This is a genomic window from Dietzia cinnamea NBRC 102147, assembly GCF_001571065.1.
Classification (GTDB): Bacteria; Actinomycetota; Actinomycetes; order Mycobacteriales; family Mycobacteriaceae; genus Dietzia; species Dietzia cinnamea.
Genome location: NZ_BCSW01000048.1, coordinates 1 through 20,058 on the forward strand (window position 1 = coordinate 1; position 20,058 = coordinate 20,058).

Below are 20,058 nucleotides of genomic sequence, written 5' to 3' on the forward strand. Positions count from 1 at the left end.
GCAGCGCGCGGCCGCAGCGCGCGGCCGCGGCTCGCGGCCGCGCCGGGCCCTCAGCGCCGATCAGTCGCGGGCGCGCGTGGGCAGGAGCATCCCGAACACCCAGTTCACGAGGCCGACCACGATCGCCCCGAAGAAGGCCGCCCAGAACCCGCTGACCACGTACTCGGCGCCGAACGGCTGGAACGTCGTGGTGATCCAGCCGGTCAACATGAGCATCAGCGCGTTGACGACCAGCAGGAACAGCCCCAGCGTGATGATCGTCAGCGGCAGGGACAGCAGCTGGACGATCGGCTTGACCACTGCGTTAACCAGCGTGAACACGACGGCCACGATGAGCAGCGCGGTGATGGTCGGGACGTTCACCTCGTTCTCGATGGCGCCGGCGCCGGGCGCATAGATGCCGGTGGTGTCGTGCAGGGCGATTCCCGGCACGATCAGCGTCGCCACCCATAGGGCGACGGCGTTGACGATCAGCCGCAGTACCAGCGCCATCGGAAGAGTCAGCTCCTCACATAGTCATCGGCCACGTCGAGCGCGCGGTCGAAGATGTCCAGGCCCTCGTTGGCCTCGTCGGGGGTGATGATGCACGGCGGCACCACGTGGAAGCGGTTGTAGTTCATGAACAGCAGCAGCCCGTCCTTCTTCGCGGTCGCGAAGGTCCGCGCCATGGCCTCCGAGGATCCACCGTAGGGGGCGAGGGGCTCGCGTGTCTCGCGGTCGGCCACCATCTCCACCGCCCAGAACACGCCGAGGCCGCGGACCTCGCCGATCGACGGGTGCTTCTCGGCGAGCTCGCGCAGGCGCGGGCCGATCACGTCCTCGCCGATCATCTTCGCGTTCTCGACGATCTTCTCGTCGCGCATGAGGTTGATGGTCGCGACGACCGACGCGCAGGCCAGCGGGTGCCCGGCGTAGGTGAGGCCACCGGTGTACGGCGTGGTCTCGAACGACGCGGCGATCCGGTCGTGGAGGATGACGCCGCCGAGCGGGACGTACCCGGAGTTGGAGCCCTTGGCGAAGGTGATGAGGTCGGGCGCCCAGTCGTCGTCGCCGGACCGGAAGTTGTCGAGAGCCAGCCACTCGCCCGTGCGGCCGAACCCGGACATGACCTCGTCGCAGATCATGACGATCCCGTACTTGTCGCAGATCTCACGCACGCCACGGAGGTAGTCGGCCGGCGGGACCATGATGCCGACGGTGCCGGGCACCGACTCGATGATGAGCGCGGCGAAGTGGTCGGGCCCCTCGAGCCCGATGAGCGAGTCCAGATGCTCGAGCGCACGGTCGCATTCCTGCTTGGAGTTCTCCGCGTAGAACTGCGAGCGGTACAGGAACGGGGCGTGGAAGTGCACGGCGCCGGTGTTGCCGAGGTCGTTGGCCCAGCGGCGCGTGTCGCCCGTGAGGTTCATCGAGGTGGTGGTGGCGCCGTGGTAACTGCGGAACGCCGAGAGGGTCTTGTGGCGGCCGGTGTGGCGGCGGGCCATGCGGACGGCGTGCTCGACGGCCTCGGTGCCGGCGTTGGTGAAGAACACGCGGTTCATCCCGGCGGGCGCGACCTCGGCGACGAGGCGGGCGGCCTCGGCGCGGGCGGCGTTGGCGTGCGCCGGGTTGATGGTGCACAGCTCGGCGGCCTGGTCCTGGATCGCCTTGACGACCACCGGATGCTGGTGGCCGATATTGGTGTTGACCAGCTGGGACGTGAAGTCGAGGAGGCGGTTCCCGTCGCCGTCGGTCAGATGGCAGCCCTCGGCGGCGGTGACGACCATCGGATCGGTCGTGCCCCAGGCCGACCACGGGGCCAGGACGTGGGCACGTTCCTTCTCGTAGACCTCTCGGGCGGCGGCGTTCTGGGGTGCGGGCACGGGGAAGTACTCCTGTGGTCGACGGCGTTGTCCACGGCCATCATGTCAGTTCCGCGCCGCCCTCCCGGACGAGCGCTCCACGATGCGGAATCAGCTGCTGCGGCCGCCGTCGCCCGGTGCGTAGACCAACGCCGTCAGAAGAGGGCCTCCTGCGCACTGTCCACGGCCTGGGCGCCGGCGACGGGCCGGCCGGGGGCGACGTCGGCGAGCATCTCCTCGAACCGGGCGTACGGCACCAGCTCGAGCCCCTTCTTCCGCGCGAACGCGGTGCGTCCGCGCACCGCGCCGGGTGCGTCGCACACCGCGAGTGAGGTGCGGGACGAGATGCGGTCGGCCACGTAGAGACCGGCGTCGACGACGAGGGAGACGATCTCCTCCGGGTCGCGATCCACGTCCTGCGTGAAGACCACCTCCATGCCCTGCACCAGCCCGCCGCCGCGCTTCAGCCTCCCGGCCGGACGCCACAGCCTGGGTGCGGCGAGGGCCTCCGCCCACACCGTGGACACCAGATACCCGGTCTCGGGGTGGGCCACCATCGCGTCGAGTTCGCGGACCGAGGGGCGCACGTCCTTCGCGGCGGCCACCTCGAGCAGACCGGCGAACACCCCGGCCAGCACGAGGGCGTCGTCGTGGGCGTCGTGCGCGGCCCGCTGATGGACGCCGAAGTGGGCGGCCAGTGTGGACAGCTTGAGGTCGGCGGTCGACAGGTGGAGCCGGCCGGCGAAGTCGAGGGTGCACACGAACCTCTCGAGCGGCGGCGCTAGCCCGGCCCGCCTCGCCTCGGCGGCGAGGAACGACGCGTCGAAGGCCGCGTTGTGGGCGACGACCGTCCTCCCGTCCAGCACCCGGCCCAACTCGGCCGCCACGTCCTGGAAGCGCGGTTTGCCGGCGAGGAGGGCCGGGGTGAGGCCGTGCACGTGGACGGGCCCCGGGTCCACCCCGGGGTTGAGCAGGGTCGCGAACTCCTCGACCACCTCGCCGTCGTCACCCATCACCACGGCGGCCACCGACAACACCCGGTCGACCGCCGGCGTCATCCCCGACGTCTCGACGTCCACCACGACCCAACCCGACATGCCCACCATCGTCCCAGACCCCTACGACATCCCGGCCGTCACCGTCGCAGGTCACGGCGTTCACACCGCGTTTTCCGCCCGGACGCCCACGGGCGTTACTGTCTACGCCGTTCGATCAGCCCCGGCCGCGAGGTCCGGTCCGACCCAGGAGGCCCCATGCGCCGGTACCGGCCCGACACGCCCGCGGCGCGGCTGCGCGACGCCCACGCCCGCGCGCGGCGCGCCACCCGTCTGCCGATCCGCGTGGCGCTGGGGTCGTCACTCACGGTGTGCCTCGCGGCGCTGGTCGGGGTGGCCGTCACCGCGCCCGGCGCCACCACCGCGCGCCACTCCGCCCCGGGCGCGTCGGCCGTCGGCGCGGCCACGTCGCCCACCGCCTCCTCCCCTCCGGACGGCCGGGTCGCGGATCCGCTCCGGCTCGTCCGGCCGCTGCCGGCGGGGTGGGTCGAGGTCGGCCCTCTCGTGGCCACCGCGGTGGCTGACGCCGCGGACGCCGGCCACGAACTCGCGGCGTGCGTGATGGCGATCGACTCCCCCGACGAGCGCGTCGTGTGTGCCGGCGGCGACGAGCCCCGCTACGCCGCGTCGGTCATCAAGGTGGCCTACGCGGTGGGGGCGCTCGAGGCGTGGGAGGCCGACCCGTCGGCGCAGACCCCGTACGGCCGGCTCGGCGACCTGCTCGAGGCGGCCATCACCGTCTCGGACAACGACGCCGCCAACGTGCTGTACGACCTCTCTGTGGACGGCCCCGCGGCGCCCGACACCACCGACCCCGTCACCGCGCTGGGCGACATCGCCGACCGCGTGGGCCTGGCCGACCAGTTCCACACCGGCGGCGCGTTCCGCTACGAGTGGACCGGCGACTGGAGCCACGTCACCCCCCTCGGCAGTGTCCGCTACCTGGCCGAACTCGTCCGCGCCGCCGACGGTCGTGCTCCGCAGGGCGAGGCGCTGACCTCGCCCGCCGTGGCCCGGATCGTGCTGGACACGATGCTCGCGCAGGAGCGGCGGTGGAAGCTCCCGGACCGCCTGCCCGCGGGGACGGTCGCCAACAAGACCGGCGAGACCGACACCGAATCGCACGACATCGCCGTGGTGAACACCGCGAGCGGCCGCTATGCGATCGCCGTGATCGCCTCCGCGGACGGGATGTCCAACGGCCCCGACGAGGTCACGGCCGACCTCGGACACGACGTGGTGACCGCGCTGGGCGGTGCGGTGCGGTTCTGAGGCGGCCGTGCTGCCCGGACGCCGCGCTGCCTAGACTCTGCGGCATGAGTTCCCGCGCGATCACCGCACTCACCCCCCGCGGCCGGGTGGCCGTGGCCGTCTCCCGGCTGGCGACCTGGGCGTCCCGGGTGTCGGGGCGCGGGTCGGGCGGGATGATCGGCGGCCTCGTGGCGCTGAAACTCGATCCGGGTCTCATGCGCCAACTCGCGGCGGGCCGGCGAACGGTGCTGGTCACGGGGACCAACGGCAAATCGACGACGACGAGGATGGTCGCCTCCGCCCTGTCGACCGTGGGCCGGGTCGCCTCGAACACCGGCGGCGACAACATGGACGCCGGGATCGTCTCCGCCCTCGTGGCCGACAGTGTGGCCGGGTTGGCCGCCATCGAGGTGGATGAACTCCACACGCCGGCCGTCGCGGAGAACACCTCCCCGGAGGCGATCGTCCTGCTCAACCTCAGCCGGGATCAGCTCGACCGGGTGGGCGAGATCAACGCTATCGAGCGGCGGCTGCGGGCCGGGGTGGCCGCTCAGCCGCAGGCCACGGTGGTGGCGAACTGCGACGACGTCATGATCACCTCTGTGGCCTACGACAACCCGGCGGTCGTGTGGGTGGCGGCCGGGTCGGCGTGGGCGGGTGACTCGGTGAGCTGCCCGCGCACCGGGGAGCCGATCACGCGGACGATCGACGAGACGGGCGCGGTGCGGTGGCGGTCGACCGGCACCCTGCCCGACGGCCGGGAGTTCGCGCGGCCCGAGCCGGACTGGTGGGTCGACGACGAGGCGATCCACGGCCCCGACGGATTCACGGCTCTCCTGTCCCTGGCGATACCGGGGCGGGCCAACCGCGGCAACGCGGCCCAGGCCGTGGCGGCCGCGGTGGCGATGGGCGCGGACCCGGCCGCCGCGGTCCGGGCGGTCGAGCAGGTCGACGACGTGGCCGGCCGCTACTCGACGGTCGACGTGGACGGGCGGTCCGCGCACCTGCTGCTGGCCAAGAACCCGGCCGGCTGGCAGGAGGCGCTCGGCATGATCGACACGTCCGCCGACGGCCTGGTGATCGCGGTGAACGGGCAGGTCGCCGACGGTGTGGACCTGTCATGGCTGTGGGACGTGCGGTTCGAGAGCTTCGAGGGCGTGACCGTGTACGCCTCGGGCGAGCGGGCGGCCGACCTCTCGGTGCGGCTCACCTATGCCGGGGTGCGCCACGAGCTGGAGCCGGATCCGCTGGCGGCGATCCGGCACTGCCCCCCGGGGCGGGTCGAGGTGCTGGCCAATTACACGGCGTTCCGTGACCTCGGGCGGGCCATGGCCGCCGCCGGGCACCGTCCCGTCGACGCGGACCAGAAGGAGCAGTGACGATGAGCGAGCATCACGCCGGCGAGAGCAACCCGGACCCGCGTGACGCGGGGGCCCGTCGGGAGGGGGCGTCCGCCTCCCCGCTGGACACCGTCGCCGCGGACTCGGCCCGGCCCACGGAGTCGACGGTGCGGATCGGTCTGGTCCTGCCCGACGTCATGGGCACCTACGGCGACGACGGCAACTCGCTGGTCCTGCGGCAGCGGCTCAGGTGGCGCGGCTACGACGCCGAGATCGTGCGGATCACCCTCGAGGACGCCGTCCCCGACTCGTGCGATCTCTACACGGTCGGCGGCGGCGAGGACGCGGCGCAGAAGCTCGCCTCCCGCCATCTGTCCGCATCGCCGGGTCTACAACGCGCGGTGGAGCGCGGGGCGCCGGTGCTGGCGATCTGCGCCGGCATGCAGGTGTTCGGTGAGTGGTTCGTCGTCTCGGACGGCTCGCGCGCGCCCGGGCTCGGCCTGCTGGACGTCACCACGTCTCCGCAGGCGACCCGCTCGATCGGCGAGCTGGTGGTCGCGCCGCAGGTCACAGGGCTGACGCAGCCGCTCACGGGTTTCGAGAACCACATGGGCGCCACCGTGTTGGGCCCCGACGCCGCTCCCCTGGGCCGCGTCACCTCCGGTGTAGGCAACGGCGTGCCGGCCGGTCAGTCGGTTCCTGCGGGCGGGCTGGTCGAGGGCGTGGTCCAGGGCTCGATCATCGCCACCTACATGCACGGGCCGGTGCTGGCCCGCAATCCCGAGCTGGCCGACCTGCTGCTGTGCCGCGCGCTGGGCGTGGACTCGCTGCCGCCGGTCGAGGTGCCGGCGGTGGAGCGGCTGCGCCGGGAGCGGATCGCGGCCGCCCGGCGCTAAGCAGCTCCTCCGCCGATCGCCTGCGCCGCCCGCCGCTGATCAGCGACGCTGTGGATCTGCGCCGCCTGCCGCTTCGTGCCCTCGACATCAGGCCCGTCCCTTCGGCATCGAGCCCGTCCCGCCACCTATCGGATGAAACTCCACCTATGGGGCCCCGTAGGCGTAGCGCGATCCGATAGGCGGCGTTGCGGGAGAGGTGGCGTCGCGGGTTGAGGTGGCGTTGCGGGCTGAGGTGGCGTTGCCGGCCCAGGTGAACGCACCGCGGCCCGTGGCCCGTCGCCCATGGCCCGTGGCTGCCCGGCGCTCGGCCCGCCTACGCCTCGGGGGTGGCGCCGGAGTCCGCGCCGCGAATGCCGGGCGGGCCGGGTTCGCTGGCATACCCTCGGACGCATGTGTGAACACCACGGCACCGCCACCCTCACCGGGTCCGTGACCCCTCCCGATCCCGCCGTCGAGGCGGCGCAGGTCCGCGCGATGTGGGAGCCACTCGGACTGCCGGGCATCATCGACGTGCACACGCACTTCATGCCCCCGCGGGTGATGGCCAAGGTGTGGGACTACTTCGATGCCGCCGGGCCCAAGATCGGCCGTCCCTGGCCCATTACCTACCGCGAGGCCGAGGACGAGCGGGTCGAGCGGCTGCGGTCGTACGGGGTGCTGGCGTTCTCGTCGATGCTGTACCCACACAAGCCCGACATGGGCGCGTGGCTCAACGCGTGGTCCGCGGAGTTCGCCTCCCGCCACCCCGACTGCCTCCACACTGCGACGTTCTTCCCCGAGCCGACGGCGGGTGCCTACGTCCGCGATGCCGTCGATGCCGGGGCGCGGGTGTTCAAGTCGCACATCCAGGTGGGCGAGTACGACCCCCGGGATCCGCTGCTGGACCCGGTGTGGGGCGTGTTGTCCGAGGCGCAGGTGCCGACGGTCATCCACTGCGGTTCGGGCCCGGTGGCCGGCGAGTTCACGGGTCCTGAGCCGGTGGCCGCCATGCTCGAGCGCTTCCCCGAGCTGCCGCTGATCGTCGCACACATGGGCATGGGCGAGTACTCGGATTTCCTCGATCTGGCCGAGCGGTACGAGAACGTCTATTTGGACACGACGATGGCCTTCACGGACTTCGTGGAGGAGACCACGCCCTTCCCGCCTGCCGAGCGTGCTCGGCTGGCCGACCTGGGCCACAAGGTGCTCCTGGGTACCGATTTCCCGAACATCCCGTACCCGTACGCCCATCAGCTCGAGGCCCTGGCCGGGCTCGGGCTGGGCGAGGACTGGCTACGGGCGGTGTGGCACGGAAATGCCGCGCGGCTCTTCGGCCTCTGACTCCGTGCCCGGGTAGCCGATCTCCGGCCCCGCGGCGGAATCGGCCGGGGCCGAGGCACCCGCATCCGGGGCGGGCACGGCCGGCTGCGCGGGGTCGACCTGCTCGGGCCGCAGCACGCCGCCCGATCGCGCCGGCTGCGCGGGGCCACCGGAGAGGATGCGACGCCCGGACAGCGCGCTGCCCAGGGTGAGCTCGTCGGCGAACTCCAGGTCGGCGCCCATGGGCAGGCCGGAGGCCAGGCGGCTCACGATGAGGTCGGGGAACGGTCGCAGGAGGCGGGCCAGGTAAGTGCTGGTCGCTTCGCCGGTGGTGTTGGGATCGGTGGCGATGATGATCTCGTCGATCTCCTCGCCCTCGACCTCGGCCCCGACCCGCCGCATGAGTCCGGCGATGCGTAGTTCGTTGGGTCCGATGCCGTTGATCGGGTCGAGCGCGCCGCCGAGCACGTGGTAGAGCCCGCGGAACTCCCGGGTGCGCTCGATGGCCTCGATGTCCTTGGGCTCCTCGACCACGCAGATGAGGGTGGGGTCGCGGCGGGGATCGGAGCAGATACGGCAGCGCTCGGCCGCCGCGACGGTGCCGCAGACCTCGCAATAGGTGACGCCCTCCACCACCGCCTGCAGCGCGGAGCGGAGGCGTTCGACCGACTCGGGCTCGGCCTGCAGCAGGTGGAACGCCAGGCGCTGCGCGGACTTCGGCCCGATGCCCGGCAGCTTGCCGAACTCGTCGATCAGGTTCTGGACCGGTCCCTCGTACATCGCGCTTTCCTGTGTTCTTGCTGGCCCGGCGACGGTTGCGTCGTCGGGTGGCGGGCCCCGGGGCGCGGCGGCCCCGGGTGGCGGGACCCGGCGCTACACCGGGTCCCGCGGGCTCACATGCCCAGGCCGCCCATCATGTCGCCGAGGCCGCCGCCGGAGGCGAGCGGCCCGAGGCGGGACTCCGCGAGTTCCTGAACCTTGGTGTGCGCGTCGCCGAACGCGCCGACGAGCAGGTCCTGCAGCGTCTCGACGTCCTCAGGGTCGACGACCTTCGGGTCGATGGTCACGCCGGTGACCTCGCCGGTACCGCGCATGGAGACGGTGACGAGCCCGCCGCCCGCCTGCCCGTCGACCGTGCTCGCGGCGATCTCCTGCTGCGCCTCGGCGAGCTGGGCCTGCATCTGCTGGGCCTGCTGGAGCAGGGCGTTCATGTCGGGTCCGGGCTGCATGGCTGGGGTCCTTTCGGCGGTGTGCGGGCGGTGGTGCGGTCGTGCCTGGTCCTGCCGGGGCGGCCCCGGTCGGTCGACGTCCAGCGTAACCGTCAGCTGGGACACCGTGCCCCGGCGCGCGGCGGGCCGGGTGGGTCAGCGCTCGAGCGGACGGGCCCCGAGGTGCTCCTTGAGCAGGGCCAACGCGATGTCCTCGCCGGTGCGGTGGTCCAGATTCTGGGGGCCGCTCCGTGCCTCGTCGACCATCTCGTCCTCGCTGACCGGCGGCGGGGGCGGGCTGTCCGGTTCCCCCGGCTCGGGGTCGGGCTCCTCGGGCGGAGGCGGGATATCGTCGTAGCCACCTCGGCCGCCGCTCTCGCCCTGCGGGGCGTCCGCGGCGCGGAGACGACGTTCCCAGCCCCGCGGCTCACCCTGTCGGGGAGAACCGGGGGCGTCAGTAGGGCCCGCGGAGGACCCCCGCCCGGGTTCTGGTGGAGCCGCCTCCGGGGCGGCCGGGGTGCCTCCGGCACCTGCGGGCGCGCTTCCGGAGGTGCAGCGGATGGTCCAGTCGCCGCCCACGACCTCCGTGATCGAGTCCGTGATCGCGGTCGCGTTGTGCGGCTGGGACAGCCGCTTGGCCAGTGGCGCGTAGTCGTGGACCAGGTGGATCACCCGACCGTCCACGCCCGCGACCGTGGCGCCGGCGAGCATCACCTCGACCGTGCGGGTGCGGGTACGGACGGCCTCGCGGATCGCCGGCCAGGCGCGGCGGATGTCCTCGGCCTCGATACCGGGAGCCGAGGCCGCAGCCGCCGGCTGTCCGGGTTCGGGCGCGGCCTCGGGGCCCGGCTCGGGATCGGTGCGCGTCGGCGACTGCGAGCCCGGGGCGGAGGGCTGCTGCGTGGGCTGCGACGGGGCCCCCGGCTCGAGCTGCTGAGCGGGACGGTCCCGCCACGGGTCGTCGGTCTCCGCCGCCGATCCCGCGTCGGGCGCGGGAGCGGGAGTGGGAGCGGGTGCCGGCTCCGCCGACGGGCGGTTCGTGGGCGACGGTCCGCCCGATTCGGGACGGACGGGCGCCTGGGCGTGCGCGTGCGGCTCCGGCGCCGGGCCCTGCGTTTTCCGACCGGATACCGCCGGCTGCCGCGGATCCGGGGCGGACGCCGCGGCACCCGCATCGGGGGCGGGAGCGGACGCCGGCGGCTGCGGCGGCACCTGTGACGGCTCCCGGTAACCGGTGGGGGGCGACGACTGGTGGGCCGCCTGCTGTTCGGCGACAGACTCGCCGGGCACGGCCGGCGCGGCGGGATCGGCGGCCACGGCCGGTTGGCTCGGCGCCGGATCAGCCGCGGCGAGCGGCGCGGCAGGCGTGGGAGCCGCAGGCGGAGTCGCGGGCGGCGCGGCAGGCGCGGGAGTGGCAGGTGGCCCGGCAGGCGGCGTGCCCTGGGCCGCGGACGCGGACGGAGCAACAGCCGGCGCACCCTGGCCCGCCGGCGCGGCGGCGGGCGGCGCCGGCTGCGCTGCGGCCTCCGCGGCCTGCTGCTGCGACCGGCGGACGAACTTGGGTCGCCCCTCCGCGGGCGCCGAAGACTGTGGGGCGGGCCCGCCGGAGGGGGCGGTGCGGGCTTCGTCGTCGTCGCCCCCTACCCCGCCACCCGACGCGGCCGCGCCACCTGCGCCACCCGCGGTGACCGGCGCGGTGCCCGGGATCACGGATCCCGACTCCAGCGATTCGACGCGCTGGAGCAGGGCTGCCATGGAGTCGTCGGCCGACGGCAGCAGGAGCTTGGCGCAGAGGATCTCCAGCAGCAACCGCGGTGAAGTGGCCCCGCGCATCGAGGCCATCCCCTCGTGCACCATGTCCGCGCAGCGTGCGAGGGTCGCGGGGCCGATCTGCTCGGCCTGCCGCCCCATGGTCTCGGCCTGCTCGACCGGGGCGTCGACCAGACCGCGCTCGATCGCCTGTGGCACGGACTGCACCATGATGAGGTCGCGCAGCCGCTGCAGGAGGTCGGCGGCGAACCGGCGCGGGTCGTGCCCGGCCTCGACGACCTTGTCGACGGTCCGGAACAACGTGGCGCCGTCGCCGGCGGCAAGGGCGTCCACTGTGTCGTCGATGAGCGCGACCTCGGTGGCCCCCAACAGGCTCACCGCGCGCGGGTAGGTGATGCCCTCCTCGCCGGCGCCGGCCATGAGCTGGTCGAGCACGCTGAGGGTGTCACGCGGCGAGCCTCCGCCCGCGCGGATGACCAGCGGGAACACGGTCGGTTCGACCTTCACGCCCTCCTGGTCGCAGATCCGCTCGAGCAACCCCCGCATCGACGACGGCGTGAGCAGCCGGAACGGGTAGTGGTGCGTGCGCGAGCGGATGGTGGGCAGCACCTTCTCCGGCTCGGTGGTCGCGAAGATGAAGATGAGGTGCTCCGGCGGCTCCTCCACGATCTTGAGCAGCGCGTTGAAGCCCGCGTTGGTGACCATGTGGGCCTCGTCGATGATGAGGACCCGGTACCGCGACGACGCCGGCGCGAAGAACGCCCGCTCGCGCAGGTCACGCGTGTCATCGACGCCACCGTGGCTGGCCGCGTCGAGCTCGGTGACGTCGAGCGTCCCGTTGCCGCCGGGCGCGAGCGCCACGCACGAGTCACACTCGCCGCACGGGGTGGCCGTGGGCCCGTGCACGCAGTTGAGCGAGCGCGCGAGGATGCGGGCGGACGACGTCTTGCCGCAGCCGCGCGGCCCGGAGAAGAGGTAGGCGTGGTTGATACGACCGGAGGACAGCGCCACCGACAGCGGTTCGGTGACGTGCTCCTGGCCCACGACCTCGGCGAAGGAGGCGGGGCGATACTTCCGATAGAGAGCCACGCCTAGAGGGTACCCAGGGGGTACGACGACGAAGAGATCGATCGCGTCCCGACGGGCGCCCCGCGGGTGGGCGTGCTCTTCAGCAGAAATGACCGGAGGGGCCACGCTCTGCGCAGCCCCTCCCGACGTCCCTCGCGCGCGGATCGGGCCCCCTCAGACCCCCGCAGCACGGTTCCCGAACCGATACCTGACACCGGCCCCTCACAGCCCCTCAGCTGTACTCCGGTGTCCGCATCCCTCTGGCCCGGACGGGATAGATACAACCAGATGACCCACTCCCGCGACAAGACGTTCTTGTTGCTGACAGTTGCTCAACAGTCAGCCGTTCAGGCGTTTGCCCACGTCACAGGGTCGCCCAACCTGCGGATCGTAACGTCCACCATGCGAGAACGTGTCTGAGATCACTCGCAGGTAGAACCGCTGGTCACTTCGAGATCGAGCGCGGCGCCATCGCCGGCGAGGAGCCTGCTCCGGCAGGGGCCTGGATTAACGACAGCGAGCCAACTGTTACAGCGATCCCGCCCACCGGGACGTCAGCCGGCGAGCGTCGCGCGGCACGCCGCGAATAGCGCGCACAGACCCACCACGTCCATGGCGGTCTCGACCTCTGCGAGCGGCGGGAGGGTGGGCGCCAGACGGATGTGCCGGTCGTCGGGGTCCTGCCCGTAGGGATAGGCCGAGCCGGCGGGGGTCAGCGCGACCCCGACCTCCTTGGCCAGGCGAACGGTCTCGGTCGCGGTCCCGTCGACCACCTCGAGGTCGATGAAGTAGCCGCCCTCGGGCCGGGTCCAGCGGGCGACGTCGTACTCGCCGAGACGGCGGGCCAGCGCGGCGGCCGCGGCCTCGAACTTCGGCGCGATCACCTCGCGGTGGCGGAGCATATGGGCGCGGACCCCCTCGGCGTCGCCGAAGAAGCGCGCGTGCGCGAGCTGGTTGACCTTGTTCGGGCCGATCGTGCGCACAGAGGTGTGGCCGAGGTACCAGTCCAGGTTCGCCGAGGACGACGACAGGAACGACACGCCCGCGCCGGCGAAGGTGATCTTGGAGGTCGAACACACCTGCCAGAAGCGGTTGGGGTGCCCGGCCTCCGCGGCCAGGGCGTCCACGTCCGGCACCTTGGGGAAGTCCTCGGTGAGCGTGTGGACGACGTAGGCGTTGTCCCACACCACGCGGAAGTCGGGTGCCGCGGTGGCCATACGGGCCAGGCGGGAGACGGTGTGGTCGTCGTAGACCGCGCCGGTGGGGTTGGCGAAGATCGGGACGCACCAGATGCCCTTGATGGACGGGTCGGCGGCCACGAGGCGCTCGACCTCGTCCATGTCCGGACCCGTGGGCCCGAGGGGCACGGGGATCATCTCGATGCCGAGGGCCTGCGTGATGGAGAAGTGGCGGTCGTAACCGGGCACCGGGCACAGCCAGCGCAGGGCGGGCTCGTCCTTCCAGGGCCGTTGCGAGTCGGGCGTACCGAAGAGCATCGAGAAGACGAGCAGGTCGTACATGATCGACAGGCTGGCGTTGTCCTGGGCGATCACCCTGCCCGTCTCGGTGCCCAGCAGTTCGGCGATGATCGACCGCAGTTCGGGGAGCCCGGCGCCGCCGCCGTAGTTGCGCACGTCGGTCTTGCCGGCCAGGTGGTCCCCCTCCCCCGGCAGCGACAGCAGCGCCTCCGAGAGATCGAGCTGCTCGGGCGAGGGCTTCCCGCGGGTGAGGTCCAGGGCGAGACCCTTGTCCGCGAGCGCGTCGTACTCGGCGGCCAGTCGCGACTCGATGCGAGCGAGGTCGTCGGCGGGGAGATCGGACAGCGCCACGGTGGCCTCCGGCGGGGGTCGACTACATCGGTGGTGTTAGTGCCCTAAGACATGTCCCAAGACATAAGGGGACCCCGCGCACCCGCCAGAGCCCGCTGACCCTTGCTGCCTTCCGGCCCTGGGGGAGTTCACAGGATGGACGCCGCGCGGGGTCCGGGTACGAGTCTAGCCGGGTCACCCCCGAGCCCGCACGCCACCCACCCCGGAGGATGACGGTTTGCCTCCGCTCGGCCTTCCTCGGTATTGTCCTCCACGGAGGATTCGCCTAGTGGCCTATGGCGCTCGCCTGGAACGCGGGTTGGGGTTTATAGCCCCTCAGGGGTTCAAATCCCCTATCCTCCGCCGCGGACGCGGCCCGGAGCTCTCGAGCACCGGGCCGCGTCGCACATTTCCCGGTACGCCGCCTGGCAAGGCATACCCGCTCGCACCCCCACGCGCCCGAGTCCCCGCGCCCCGCCGGGCACACCGCCAGCGCATCCGGCCCCACTCACGCTGGCCCACGGGACCATTCCACCAGCGCTGGGTAGGGAGATGAGGTCAGATGTCCGACACGGTTGTGGCGGTCCCGGCGATCGTGAGGGTCCTGCTGGGGATCATGCCGCAGCCGCTGCTCGACCTCGCCGGGGCGGCCGCCGCGTTCGCCGGGTAGGCCGCGTCACGGCCGCGCCCCCCCCGGACGCCGCCTCCACGCCGAGCAGAGGACCGGGCCCCTGACCTCCGGCCCTACTCCCCCAGGCCGAGCGGGGTCGCGTCGAACTCGCCGGACAGCGCCGAGATCGACCGCGCCAGCCGCAGGTCTCGCCGGGTGACGCCGTCGACGTCGTGACTGCGCAGGTCAAGGGTCACCTCGTCGTAGCTCCACAGGAGGTCGGGGTGATGGTTCTGCGAGTTGGCGGCCTGGCCAATGGCGGCGACCAGGTCGATCGCGGCCTGCGGCGACTCGCACACGGCGGTGTAGGTCAGCGATCCCTCGGACAGGGCCCAGCCGGGCAGGTCGGCGAGGCCCTCAGCGATCTGCTCTTCGGTGAGGCGGGTCTGGTCGTCGGCGTCGGGGCGTGAGTTGTCGGCGTCTGCGCTCATTCCTCCAGTCTGGCACCTCGCCGCGCGGCGGGCGGTCCTGGCGCGCGGCCCACGCGCCCCGCCCCACCACGACCCGGCGCGCCCCTGCGCCCCGCGCCCCTCCACGACCGCGCCACCTACCCTGTTGACGTGGAAACTCCCGCTAGCCTCCTCCCGCCCGGCGCCGGCCGCTACGCTCCGAGCCCCTCCGGCGACCTGCACCTGGGCAATCTGCGCACTGCGGTGGCGGCGTGGGTGCTGGCGCGGGATTCGGGGCGGTCGTTCCGGATGCGGGTCGACGACCTCGACGCCGCGCGCGCCCGGCCCGGGGTGGCGGAGCGACAGCTGGCGGACCTGGCGGCGATCGGCCTCGACTGGGACGGCGAGATCATGTGGCAGTCCGCGCGCTCGCACGCCTACGCCGCGGCCGCCGACCAGCTGGCGGACCAGAGCCTGGTCTACGAGTGCTACTGCTCGCGCAGAGAGATCGCCGAGGCCCCGCAGGCGCCGCACTCCCCGCCCGGCGCCTATCCGGGTACGTGCCGGGATCTGCCCGAGGCGGAGCGTGAGCGTCGCCGCTCGGCGCTCGGTCCGGGCCGGGTGCCGGCACTGCGGCTGCGCGCGACGGTCGACGAGTTGACGATCACCGACCTCGTCCAGGGGCACTACACGGGGATCGTCGACGATGTCGTGCTGCGCCGCGGCGACGGCGTGTGGGCGTACAACCTGGCGGTGGTGGTCGACGACGCCGAGCAGGGCGTGGACCAGGTCGTCCGCGGCGAGGACCTGCTCTCCTCGACTCCCCGTCAGGTGCACCTCGCGGATCTGCTCGGCCTCCCGCATCCGCAGTACGTCCACGTGCCGCTCGCGGTGAACGCCGCGGGTCAGCGGTTGGCGAAGCGGGACGGCGCGGTGACGCTGGCCGACCTGGCGCAAGAGGGGACGACGACGAGGGCCGCGATCGCCCGGATCGTGGCCTCGCTCGGTGGGCCGGAGGGCGCGGACTCGATCGAGGCGTTGCGTGGGGTGGTCACGGCCGAGTCCCTGCGATCCGGCCCCTGGGTGGTGGCGTGACTCCGCGGGCCGGATTCGTCGCGGGCGCGCGTCTGCCCGGATAATCGTCGCTCGTGACCATTTCATCGCAGACCCCCGAGCCCCGGGATCCGCACGGGACCGGGCTATCGAGAGGGACTGGGCGGCCGGACGGGATCACTCCCGAGCCGGCGCGCAGCTCCCGGACCCCCGACCGCACCCGGACCCCCGACCGCAGCCAGCCCGCGTTCGCCACCTTCGGCAGCCCCTACTTCGCCTACCTCATCGCCCTGTTCGTCGGCGTGATGCTCATCAGCAACGTCACCGGGACCAAGGGCGTCCTCCTCTTCCCCGACCTGTCGTTCCAACTCGGGTTCGTGTCCGTCGACGGTCTCGTGACCGACGGCGCCTTCCTGCTCTTCCCGCTGGCCTACGTGCTCGGCGACGTGATCAGCGAGGTGTACGGCTTCCGCGCGATGCGCCGGGTCGTGCTGTCGGGGTTCGCGGTCCTCGCCCTGGCGGCACTGAGTTTCACGGCCACCGTGTATCTGCCCGCCGCGCCGTTCTACGAGAACCAGGACGCGTTCGAGGCGGTCGCGGGCGTCATTCCGCAGTTCTTCCTCGCGGGGCTCGCCGGGTACGTGGTGGGCGAACTGCTCAACTCGTACGTCCTGGTGTGGATGAAGCGGCGCACAGGTGAGCGGAGTCTGTGGGCGAGGCTGCTCGGCTCGACCGTGGTCGGCCAGCTCGCCGACACGACGGTCTTCTGTACGATCGCCGCCCCGGCACTGGGCATGGCGCTCTGGTCGGGTGACTACTGGAACTACGTCGTCATCGGGTTCGTCTGGAAGACCCTCGTCGAAGCGGTGCTCCTGCCCGTGACGTACCTGGTCATCGCGTGGATCAAGAAGCGCGAGCCCAGCTACCAGGCCGCACTGTCGGGGTCGGTCCTGTCACAATCGGCGGCATGATCCCGCCCGCCGTGACGGTCCTCGGCGCGACCGTCGATGATCAGACCCGCTGCGTCCACTACGCCGGCCCGCTGGACATCGTCGCGATCCGCTTTCACTGCTGCGGCGAGTTCTACCCGTGTTTCCGCTGCCACGCCGACGCCGTCGACCACCCGGTCACGGCGTGGCCGGCGGATCGGTTCGACACCCGCGCGATCCTGTGCGGGGTGTGCCGGTCGACGCTGTCCATCAGCGACTACCTGGAGGCCGACTCCTGCCCGTCGTGCGCGTCACCGTTCAACCCGGGATGCTTCCTGCACCACTCGATCTACTTCGAGTGAGAAATCCCATCGGCCTCGTCCATCGCCGTGATGACCGTGCGCAGCACGCCGAGCACCAGACGCGTGAGGTCCTCCCGCCGGGCGACGTCGGCGCCGCGGCCGAGGGCGAGCGCGCGTTCGGCCGTCTCCGGGTCGGGAAGAGTCCTGACCGCATCGGCCAGGACCCCCGCCACGTCGCGGGGGATCCCGAGCATCACCGCGTCGGACACGATCGTCTCGACGATGTCCCTGTAGACCGCACCCTCCCGGGCGTCGAGCAGCGGAACCACGCGGGCGACGTCGGCGTAGAGCTGGTCGAGGTGGCCGTCGTCGTCCGGGTGTTGCTGATCCAGAGACGCGGTTTCGGCGACGTTGCAGAGGAAGTCGAACAGCATCTGGTCGGCCGTGAAGGGACCGGGCCAGAGCCGAAGGTGCTCGTCGAACGGTAGGGAGGCGGCGCGTGAGATCAGCGTCGCGGCCCGCTGCTCGTCCCCGTCGACCATTCTGGTCAACGCCTTGTCCAGCAGGTTGAACGCCGCGTCCATCGCCGCTTCGCTGACCTCCGCCAGCGCCCCGGTCTTGACGTCCGGATGGAGTCCGTACGGCGTTCGTCGTGCCAGGTCCTCGTCGAGCGTCAGCCTACGGTCGTCCGTCATGCGCCCAGTCTCCCATCCGCGGCGGCTCGGCGTCCGGGTCATCGCCCCGCGTAGTACCGCCCCAGGAACTGCTCCTTGTACGCCACGTACTCGTCGGGTCCGGCCGCCATGGCCGCGCGCACCTCGTCGACGAGCCGCACCACAAAGGCGAGGTTGTGCAGGGTCAGCAGAGTCGAGCCGAGGAACTCCTTGGCCTTGAACAGGTGGTGCAGGTACGCGCGGCTGTACTCGCGGGAGACCTCGGACGGCCCCTCGGGGTCGAGCGGCGTGTGGTCGTGCCGGAACTGCGCGCGGGTGATGTTGACCCGCCCGTCGAGCGTGTAGATCCCGCCGTGGCGCGCGAGCCGGGTGGGCGCGACGCAGTCGAACGTGTCGGCGCCGTTCTCCACGGCGGTGAAGATGTCGTCGGGCTCGCTGATGCCCAGCAGGTGCCGCGGCCGGTCCTCGGGCAGCTCCTCGGTGCACCAGCCCACGATCGTGCCGAGGTTCTCCTTCTCCAGCGCGCCGCCGATGCCGTAGCCGCCGAACCCGCGCCGCCCCTGGTCCTCGGCGCGCTCGCTCATCTCCACGAGCCCGCGCACGGCCTGGCGCCGCAGGTCCTCGAACTGCGCGCCCTGGACCACTCCCCACAGCGACTGCCCCGGCCGGTGCGTCCGCTCGGTGGACAGCCGCTCGTGCTCGTCGAGGCAGCGCTGCGCCCAGCGACGGGTCCGCTCCACCGAGTTCTCCTGATACCCGCGGGTGTTCATCAGGGTGGTGAGTTCGTCAAAGGCGAAGATGATGTCGGCCCCCAGCGAGTGCTGGATCCGCATGGACACCTCGGGCGAGAAGCGGTGCCGCGACCCGTCGAGGTGGGAGGTGAAGGTGACGCCGTCCTCGTCGACCTTCGCGAGGCGTCCCTGCCCCTTGTTGGTCGCCGAGTCGTCGGGGGCGGCCTTGGTGCCCGCGCTCATCTCGATGACCTTCTTGAACCCGACGCCCAGGCTCATCACCTGGAACCCGCCGGAGTCGGTGTAGGTGGGCCCGTCCCAGCGCATGAACTCAGCCAAACCGCCGGCGGCGTCGACGATCTCGTGCCCGGGCTGCAGGTACAGGTGGTAGGCGTTGGCCAGCACCGCCTGCGCGCCGGTCGAGCGGACCTGCTCGGGCGTGAGCGTCTTGACCGTCGCCTTGGTGCCGACCGGGATGAACGCCGGGGTGGCGATGTCGCCGTGGGGCGTGTGGATGACGCCGGTGCGTCCGCCGGCGGTGCCGTCGAGAACCATCCGCTCCCCCACGTCGAAGGTGGTGGGGCGGGTGTCGGGTGCGGCGCTGTCGGGCATCACTCCATCGTGGCATGTCGGTCCGTGATCGTGGACGTGACCCTAAGATGGACCTGTGCGTCGGCCGGGGGGACGTGGGTGTCGGCGCCGGGGGGCGCGACGCGCGCGTCGATGAGTACGACGACGAGGTGTGCCATGACCGCAACGGGAGGACGACGGCTCTCCAAGCAGGAACGCCGTTCGCAACTGGTCGTGTTGGGGATCCGACTGCTGGAGACGGTGCCTTTCCATGCCCTGTCCCTGGACGACGTGGCGGAGCGGGCCGGTGTGTCCCGCAGCCTGCTGTTCCATTACTTCCCCACCAAGCTGGACTACCTCACTGCTGTCGTCCGGGCGGCGGCCGACCACGTGCTTTCGCTGACGGAGGTCCCGGAGGGCACCAGCGCGGAGGACTGCACCCGCGCGATCGTCACGGCGCTGGTCCGTTACATCCAGCGTCGGCGCGACAACTACGTGGCGGTCCTGCGTTCGGGCCGGGCGGTGGACCCCGCGTTGGAGCAGGTCGTCGACGGCATGCACCGCACGATCAGTCTGCGGATCCTCGACAGCATCGGGGTGGACGGGGCGGGCCCGATGGCGCTGGTGCTCACGCGCGCCTGGCTCGCGGGGGTCGAGGAGCTCGCGCTGCTGGGCGAGGAGTCCGGACTCCCGCAGGCGGCGGTCATCGATTCGGCGCTGTCGACACTCAACGCGGTCGTGTCGCTCCCCGACTTCGTCGACGACGTCACTTGCACCGGCACCGCCACAGGCCCCGGCACTGGCGCCAACCCCGCCTGACCCCGCCCGCCGCCCCGGCACACTCACCCCGCACCCGCACCCGCACCCGCACCCTCCCGCGACCGCCCCCTTCCCAGCCGCCTCCTTCGCAGCCGCCCGTCGCCATGGCGTCTCGCGCGTACCGCGGGGCAGGCCAGACGCCATGGCGAGGAGCGGGAGCAGTCGACGCGGACAGGCACAGGGGCGAGACGCCAAGGCCGTGAGCGGCTGCACGGGTACGGCCGGGGGGCGGCGCGGGTTCGCCCGCATCGACGACGCCTATCGAACGGAGCGCCGCCTATCCGACTACGCGCCACCTATAGGGTCCGGTAGGCGGCGCGTAGCCGAATAGGTGGCGCTCGCTCTGGAGGGTCGGGCGGCCAGGCGCGGGAGCGGACGCTCGTTG

18 protein-coding genes, 1 tRNA gene, 1 other RNA gene and 1 pseudogene are annotated in these 20,058 nt (G+C 72.2%); 9 read left to right on the forward strand and 12 right to left on the reverse strand.

Going from position 1 to position 20,058, the window contains the following annotated elements; translation table 11 throughout:
• Positions 1–60 precede the first annotated feature (60 nt).
• The 3 genes from DCI01S_RS13375 to DCI01S_RS13385 all read right to left on the reverse strand — a co-directional run bounded on the left by DCI01S_RS13375 (position 61) and on the right by DCI01S_RS13385 (position 2,938).
• The gene (locus DCI01S_RS13375) at positions 61–492 is read right to left on the reverse strand and encodes a phage holin family protein (protein WP_061229682.1); all 432 of its coding nucleotides are present in this window, start codon (positions 490–492) and stop codon (positions 61–63) included.
• An 8-nt stretch (positions 493–500) separates the two neighbouring features.
• A complete protein-coding gene (locus DCI01S_RS13380; protein ID WP_061229683.1) occupies positions 501–1,862 on the reverse strand; it encodes an aspartate aminotransferase family protein in 1,362 nt (453 codons plus the stop codon).
• A gap of 134 nt (positions 1,863–1,996) precedes the next feature.
• The gene (locus tag DCI01S_RS13385; RefSeq protein ID WP_061229696.1) at positions 1,997–2,938 is read right to left on the reverse strand and encodes an exonuclease domain-containing protein; all 942 of its coding nucleotides are present in this window, start codon (positions 2,936–2,938) and stop codon (positions 1,997–1,999) included.
• Between the two features lie 156 nt (positions 2,939–3,094).
• On the opposite strand from DCI01S_RS13385, the gene DCI01S_RS13390 reads away from it, so the two are divergent.
• The 4 genes from DCI01S_RS13390 to DCI01S_RS13405 all read left to right on the forward strand — a co-directional run bounded on the left by DCI01S_RS13390 (position 3,095) and on the right by DCI01S_RS13405 (position 7,703).
• Entirely contained in the window at positions 3,095–4,168 is a 1,074-nt protein-coding gene (locus DCI01S_RS13390; RefSeq protein ID WP_061229684.1) for a serine hydrolase, read from the forward strand.
• Positions 4,169–4,212: 44 nt separating this feature from the next.
• Complete coding sequence (locus tag DCI01S_RS13395; RefSeq protein ID WP_061229685.1) at positions 4,213–5,526, forward strand: MurT ligase domain-containing protein; 1,314 nt, start codon at positions 4,213–4,215, stop codon at positions 5,524–5,526.
• Positions 5,523–6,383, forward strand: coding sequence for a type 1 glutamine amidotransferase (locus tag DCI01S_RS13400; protein ID WP_109148554.1), 861 nt, complete (start codon positions 5,523–5,525; stop codon positions 6,381–6,383). Before DCI01S_RS13395 ends, DCI01S_RS13400 begins: the two co-directional genes overlap by 4 nt.
• A gap of 390 nt (positions 6,384–6,773) precedes the next feature.
• The gene (locus tag DCI01S_RS13405) at positions 6,774–7,703 is read left to right on the forward strand and encodes an amidohydrolase family protein (RefSeq protein WP_061229686.1); all 930 of its coding nucleotides are present in this window, start codon (positions 6,774–6,776) and stop codon (positions 7,701–7,703) included.
• 153 nt (positions 7,704–7,856) lie between these two features.
• On the opposite strand, the pseudogene recR reads toward DCI01S_RS13405, so the two are convergent.
• The 5 genes and pseudogenes from recR to ffs form a co-directional block, all read right to left on the reverse strand.
• Positions 7,857–8,462: pseudogene (gene recR, locus DCI01S_RS13410) on the reverse strand (recombination mediator RecR); the annotation flags it as partial.
• A gap of 113 nt (positions 8,463–8,575) precedes the next feature.
• A complete protein-coding gene (locus DCI01S_RS13415) occupies positions 8,576–8,911 on the reverse strand; it encodes a YbaB/EbfC family nucleoid-associated protein (RefSeq protein ID WP_007632582.1) in 336 nt (111 codons plus the stop codon).
• A 135-nt stretch (positions 8,912–9,046) separates the two neighbouring features.
• Positions 9,047–11,749, reverse strand: a complete 2,703-nt coding sequence (locus tag DCI01S_RS13420; RefSeq protein ID WP_061229688.1) for a DNA polymerase III subunit gamma and tau — start codon at positions 11,747–11,749, stop codon at positions 9,047–9,049.
• A gap of 533 nt (positions 11,750–12,282) precedes the next feature.
• Positions 12,283–13,557 (reverse strand): aspartate aminotransferase type Ic, encoded by a 1,275-nt coding sequence (locus DCI01S_RS13425; RefSeq protein ID WP_061229689.1) that lies wholly within the window; start codon positions 13,555–13,557, stop codon positions 12,283–12,285.
• A 63-nt stretch (positions 13,558–13,620) separates the two neighbouring features.
• Positions 13,621–13,715: signal recognition particle sRNA small type (gene ffs, locus DCI01S_RS13430), an RNA gene on the reverse strand.
• A gap of 96 nt (positions 13,716–13,811) precedes the next feature.
• Between ffs and DCI01S_RS13435 the strand changes: the two genes are divergently transcribed.
• A tRNA-Ser gene (locus tag DCI01S_RS13435) sits at positions 13,812–13,899 on the forward strand.
• A 381-nt stretch (positions 13,900–14,280) separates the two neighbouring features.
• Here the strand turns inward: DCI01S_RS13435 and DCI01S_RS13440 are convergent.
• Positions 14,281–14,637: a 4a-hydroxytetrahydrobiopterin dehydratase gene (locus tag DCI01S_RS13440; RefSeq protein WP_061229690.1), complete on the reverse strand. Its 357-nt coding sequence runs from the start codon at positions 14,635–14,637 to the stop codon at positions 14,281–14,283.
• A 129-nt stretch (positions 14,638–14,766) separates the two neighbouring features.
• Between DCI01S_RS13440 and gluQRS the strand changes: the two genes are divergently transcribed.
• The 3 genes from gluQRS to DCI01S_RS13455 are packed head-to-tail and all read left to right on the forward strand — an operon-like array spanning position 14,767 to position 16,939.
• Positions 14,767–15,690, forward strand: a complete 924-nt coding sequence (gene gluQRS, locus DCI01S_RS13445) for a tRNA glutamyl-Q(34) synthetase GluQRS (RefSeq protein ID WP_061229691.1) — start codon at positions 14,767–14,769, stop codon at positions 15,688–15,690.
• Positions 15,691–15,743: 53 nt separating this feature from the next.
• Positions 15,744–16,619 (forward strand): queuosine precursor transporter, encoded by an 876-nt coding sequence (locus DCI01S_RS13450; RefSeq protein WP_109149113.1) that lies wholly within the window; start codon positions 15,744–15,746, stop codon positions 16,617–16,619.
• Positions 16,616–16,939, forward strand: a complete 324-nt coding sequence (locus DCI01S_RS13455; protein WP_061229692.1) for a CHY zinc finger protein — start codon at positions 16,616–16,618, stop codon at positions 16,937–16,939. The genes DCI01S_RS13450 and DCI01S_RS13455 overlap by 4 nt, the downstream gene beginning before the upstream one ends.
• On the opposite strand, the gene DCI01S_RS13460 is transcribed toward DCI01S_RS13455, so the two are convergent.
• From DCI01S_RS13460 to DCI01S_RS17300, 3 genes are read right to left on the reverse strand one after another with little or no spacing between them, the layout of a single operon-like run.
• A complete protein-coding gene (locus tag DCI01S_RS13460) occupies positions 16,927–17,574 on the reverse strand; it encodes a hypothetical protein (RefSeq protein WP_061229693.1) in 648 nt (215 codons plus the stop codon). The two genes, DCI01S_RS13455 and DCI01S_RS13460, sit on opposite strands and share 13 nt — an antisense overlap.
• A gap of 38 nt (positions 17,575–17,612) precedes the next feature.
• Complete coding sequence (tgt, locus tag DCI01S_RS13465) at positions 17,613–18,896, reverse strand: tRNA guanosine(34) transglycosylase Tgt (RefSeq protein WP_061229694.1); 1,284 nt, start codon at positions 18,894–18,896, stop codon at positions 17,613–17,615.
• The gene (locus tag DCI01S_RS17300; RefSeq protein WP_156482606.1) at positions 18,896–19,033 is read right to left on the reverse strand and encodes a hypothetical protein; all 138 of its coding nucleotides are present in this window, start codon (positions 19,031–19,033) and stop codon (positions 18,896–18,898) included. Before DCI01S_RS17300 ends, tgt begins: the two co-directional genes overlap by 1 nt.
• Between DCI01S_RS17300 and DCI01S_RS13470 the strand changes: the two genes are divergently transcribed.
• Positions 19,032–19,673, forward strand: coding sequence for a TetR/AcrR family transcriptional regulator (locus tag DCI01S_RS13470; RefSeq protein ID WP_061229695.1), 642 nt, complete (start codon positions 19,032–19,034; stop codon positions 19,671–19,673). The two genes, DCI01S_RS17300 and DCI01S_RS13470, sit on opposite strands and share 2 nt — an antisense overlap.
• Positions 19,674–20,058 lie beyond the last annotated feature (385 nt).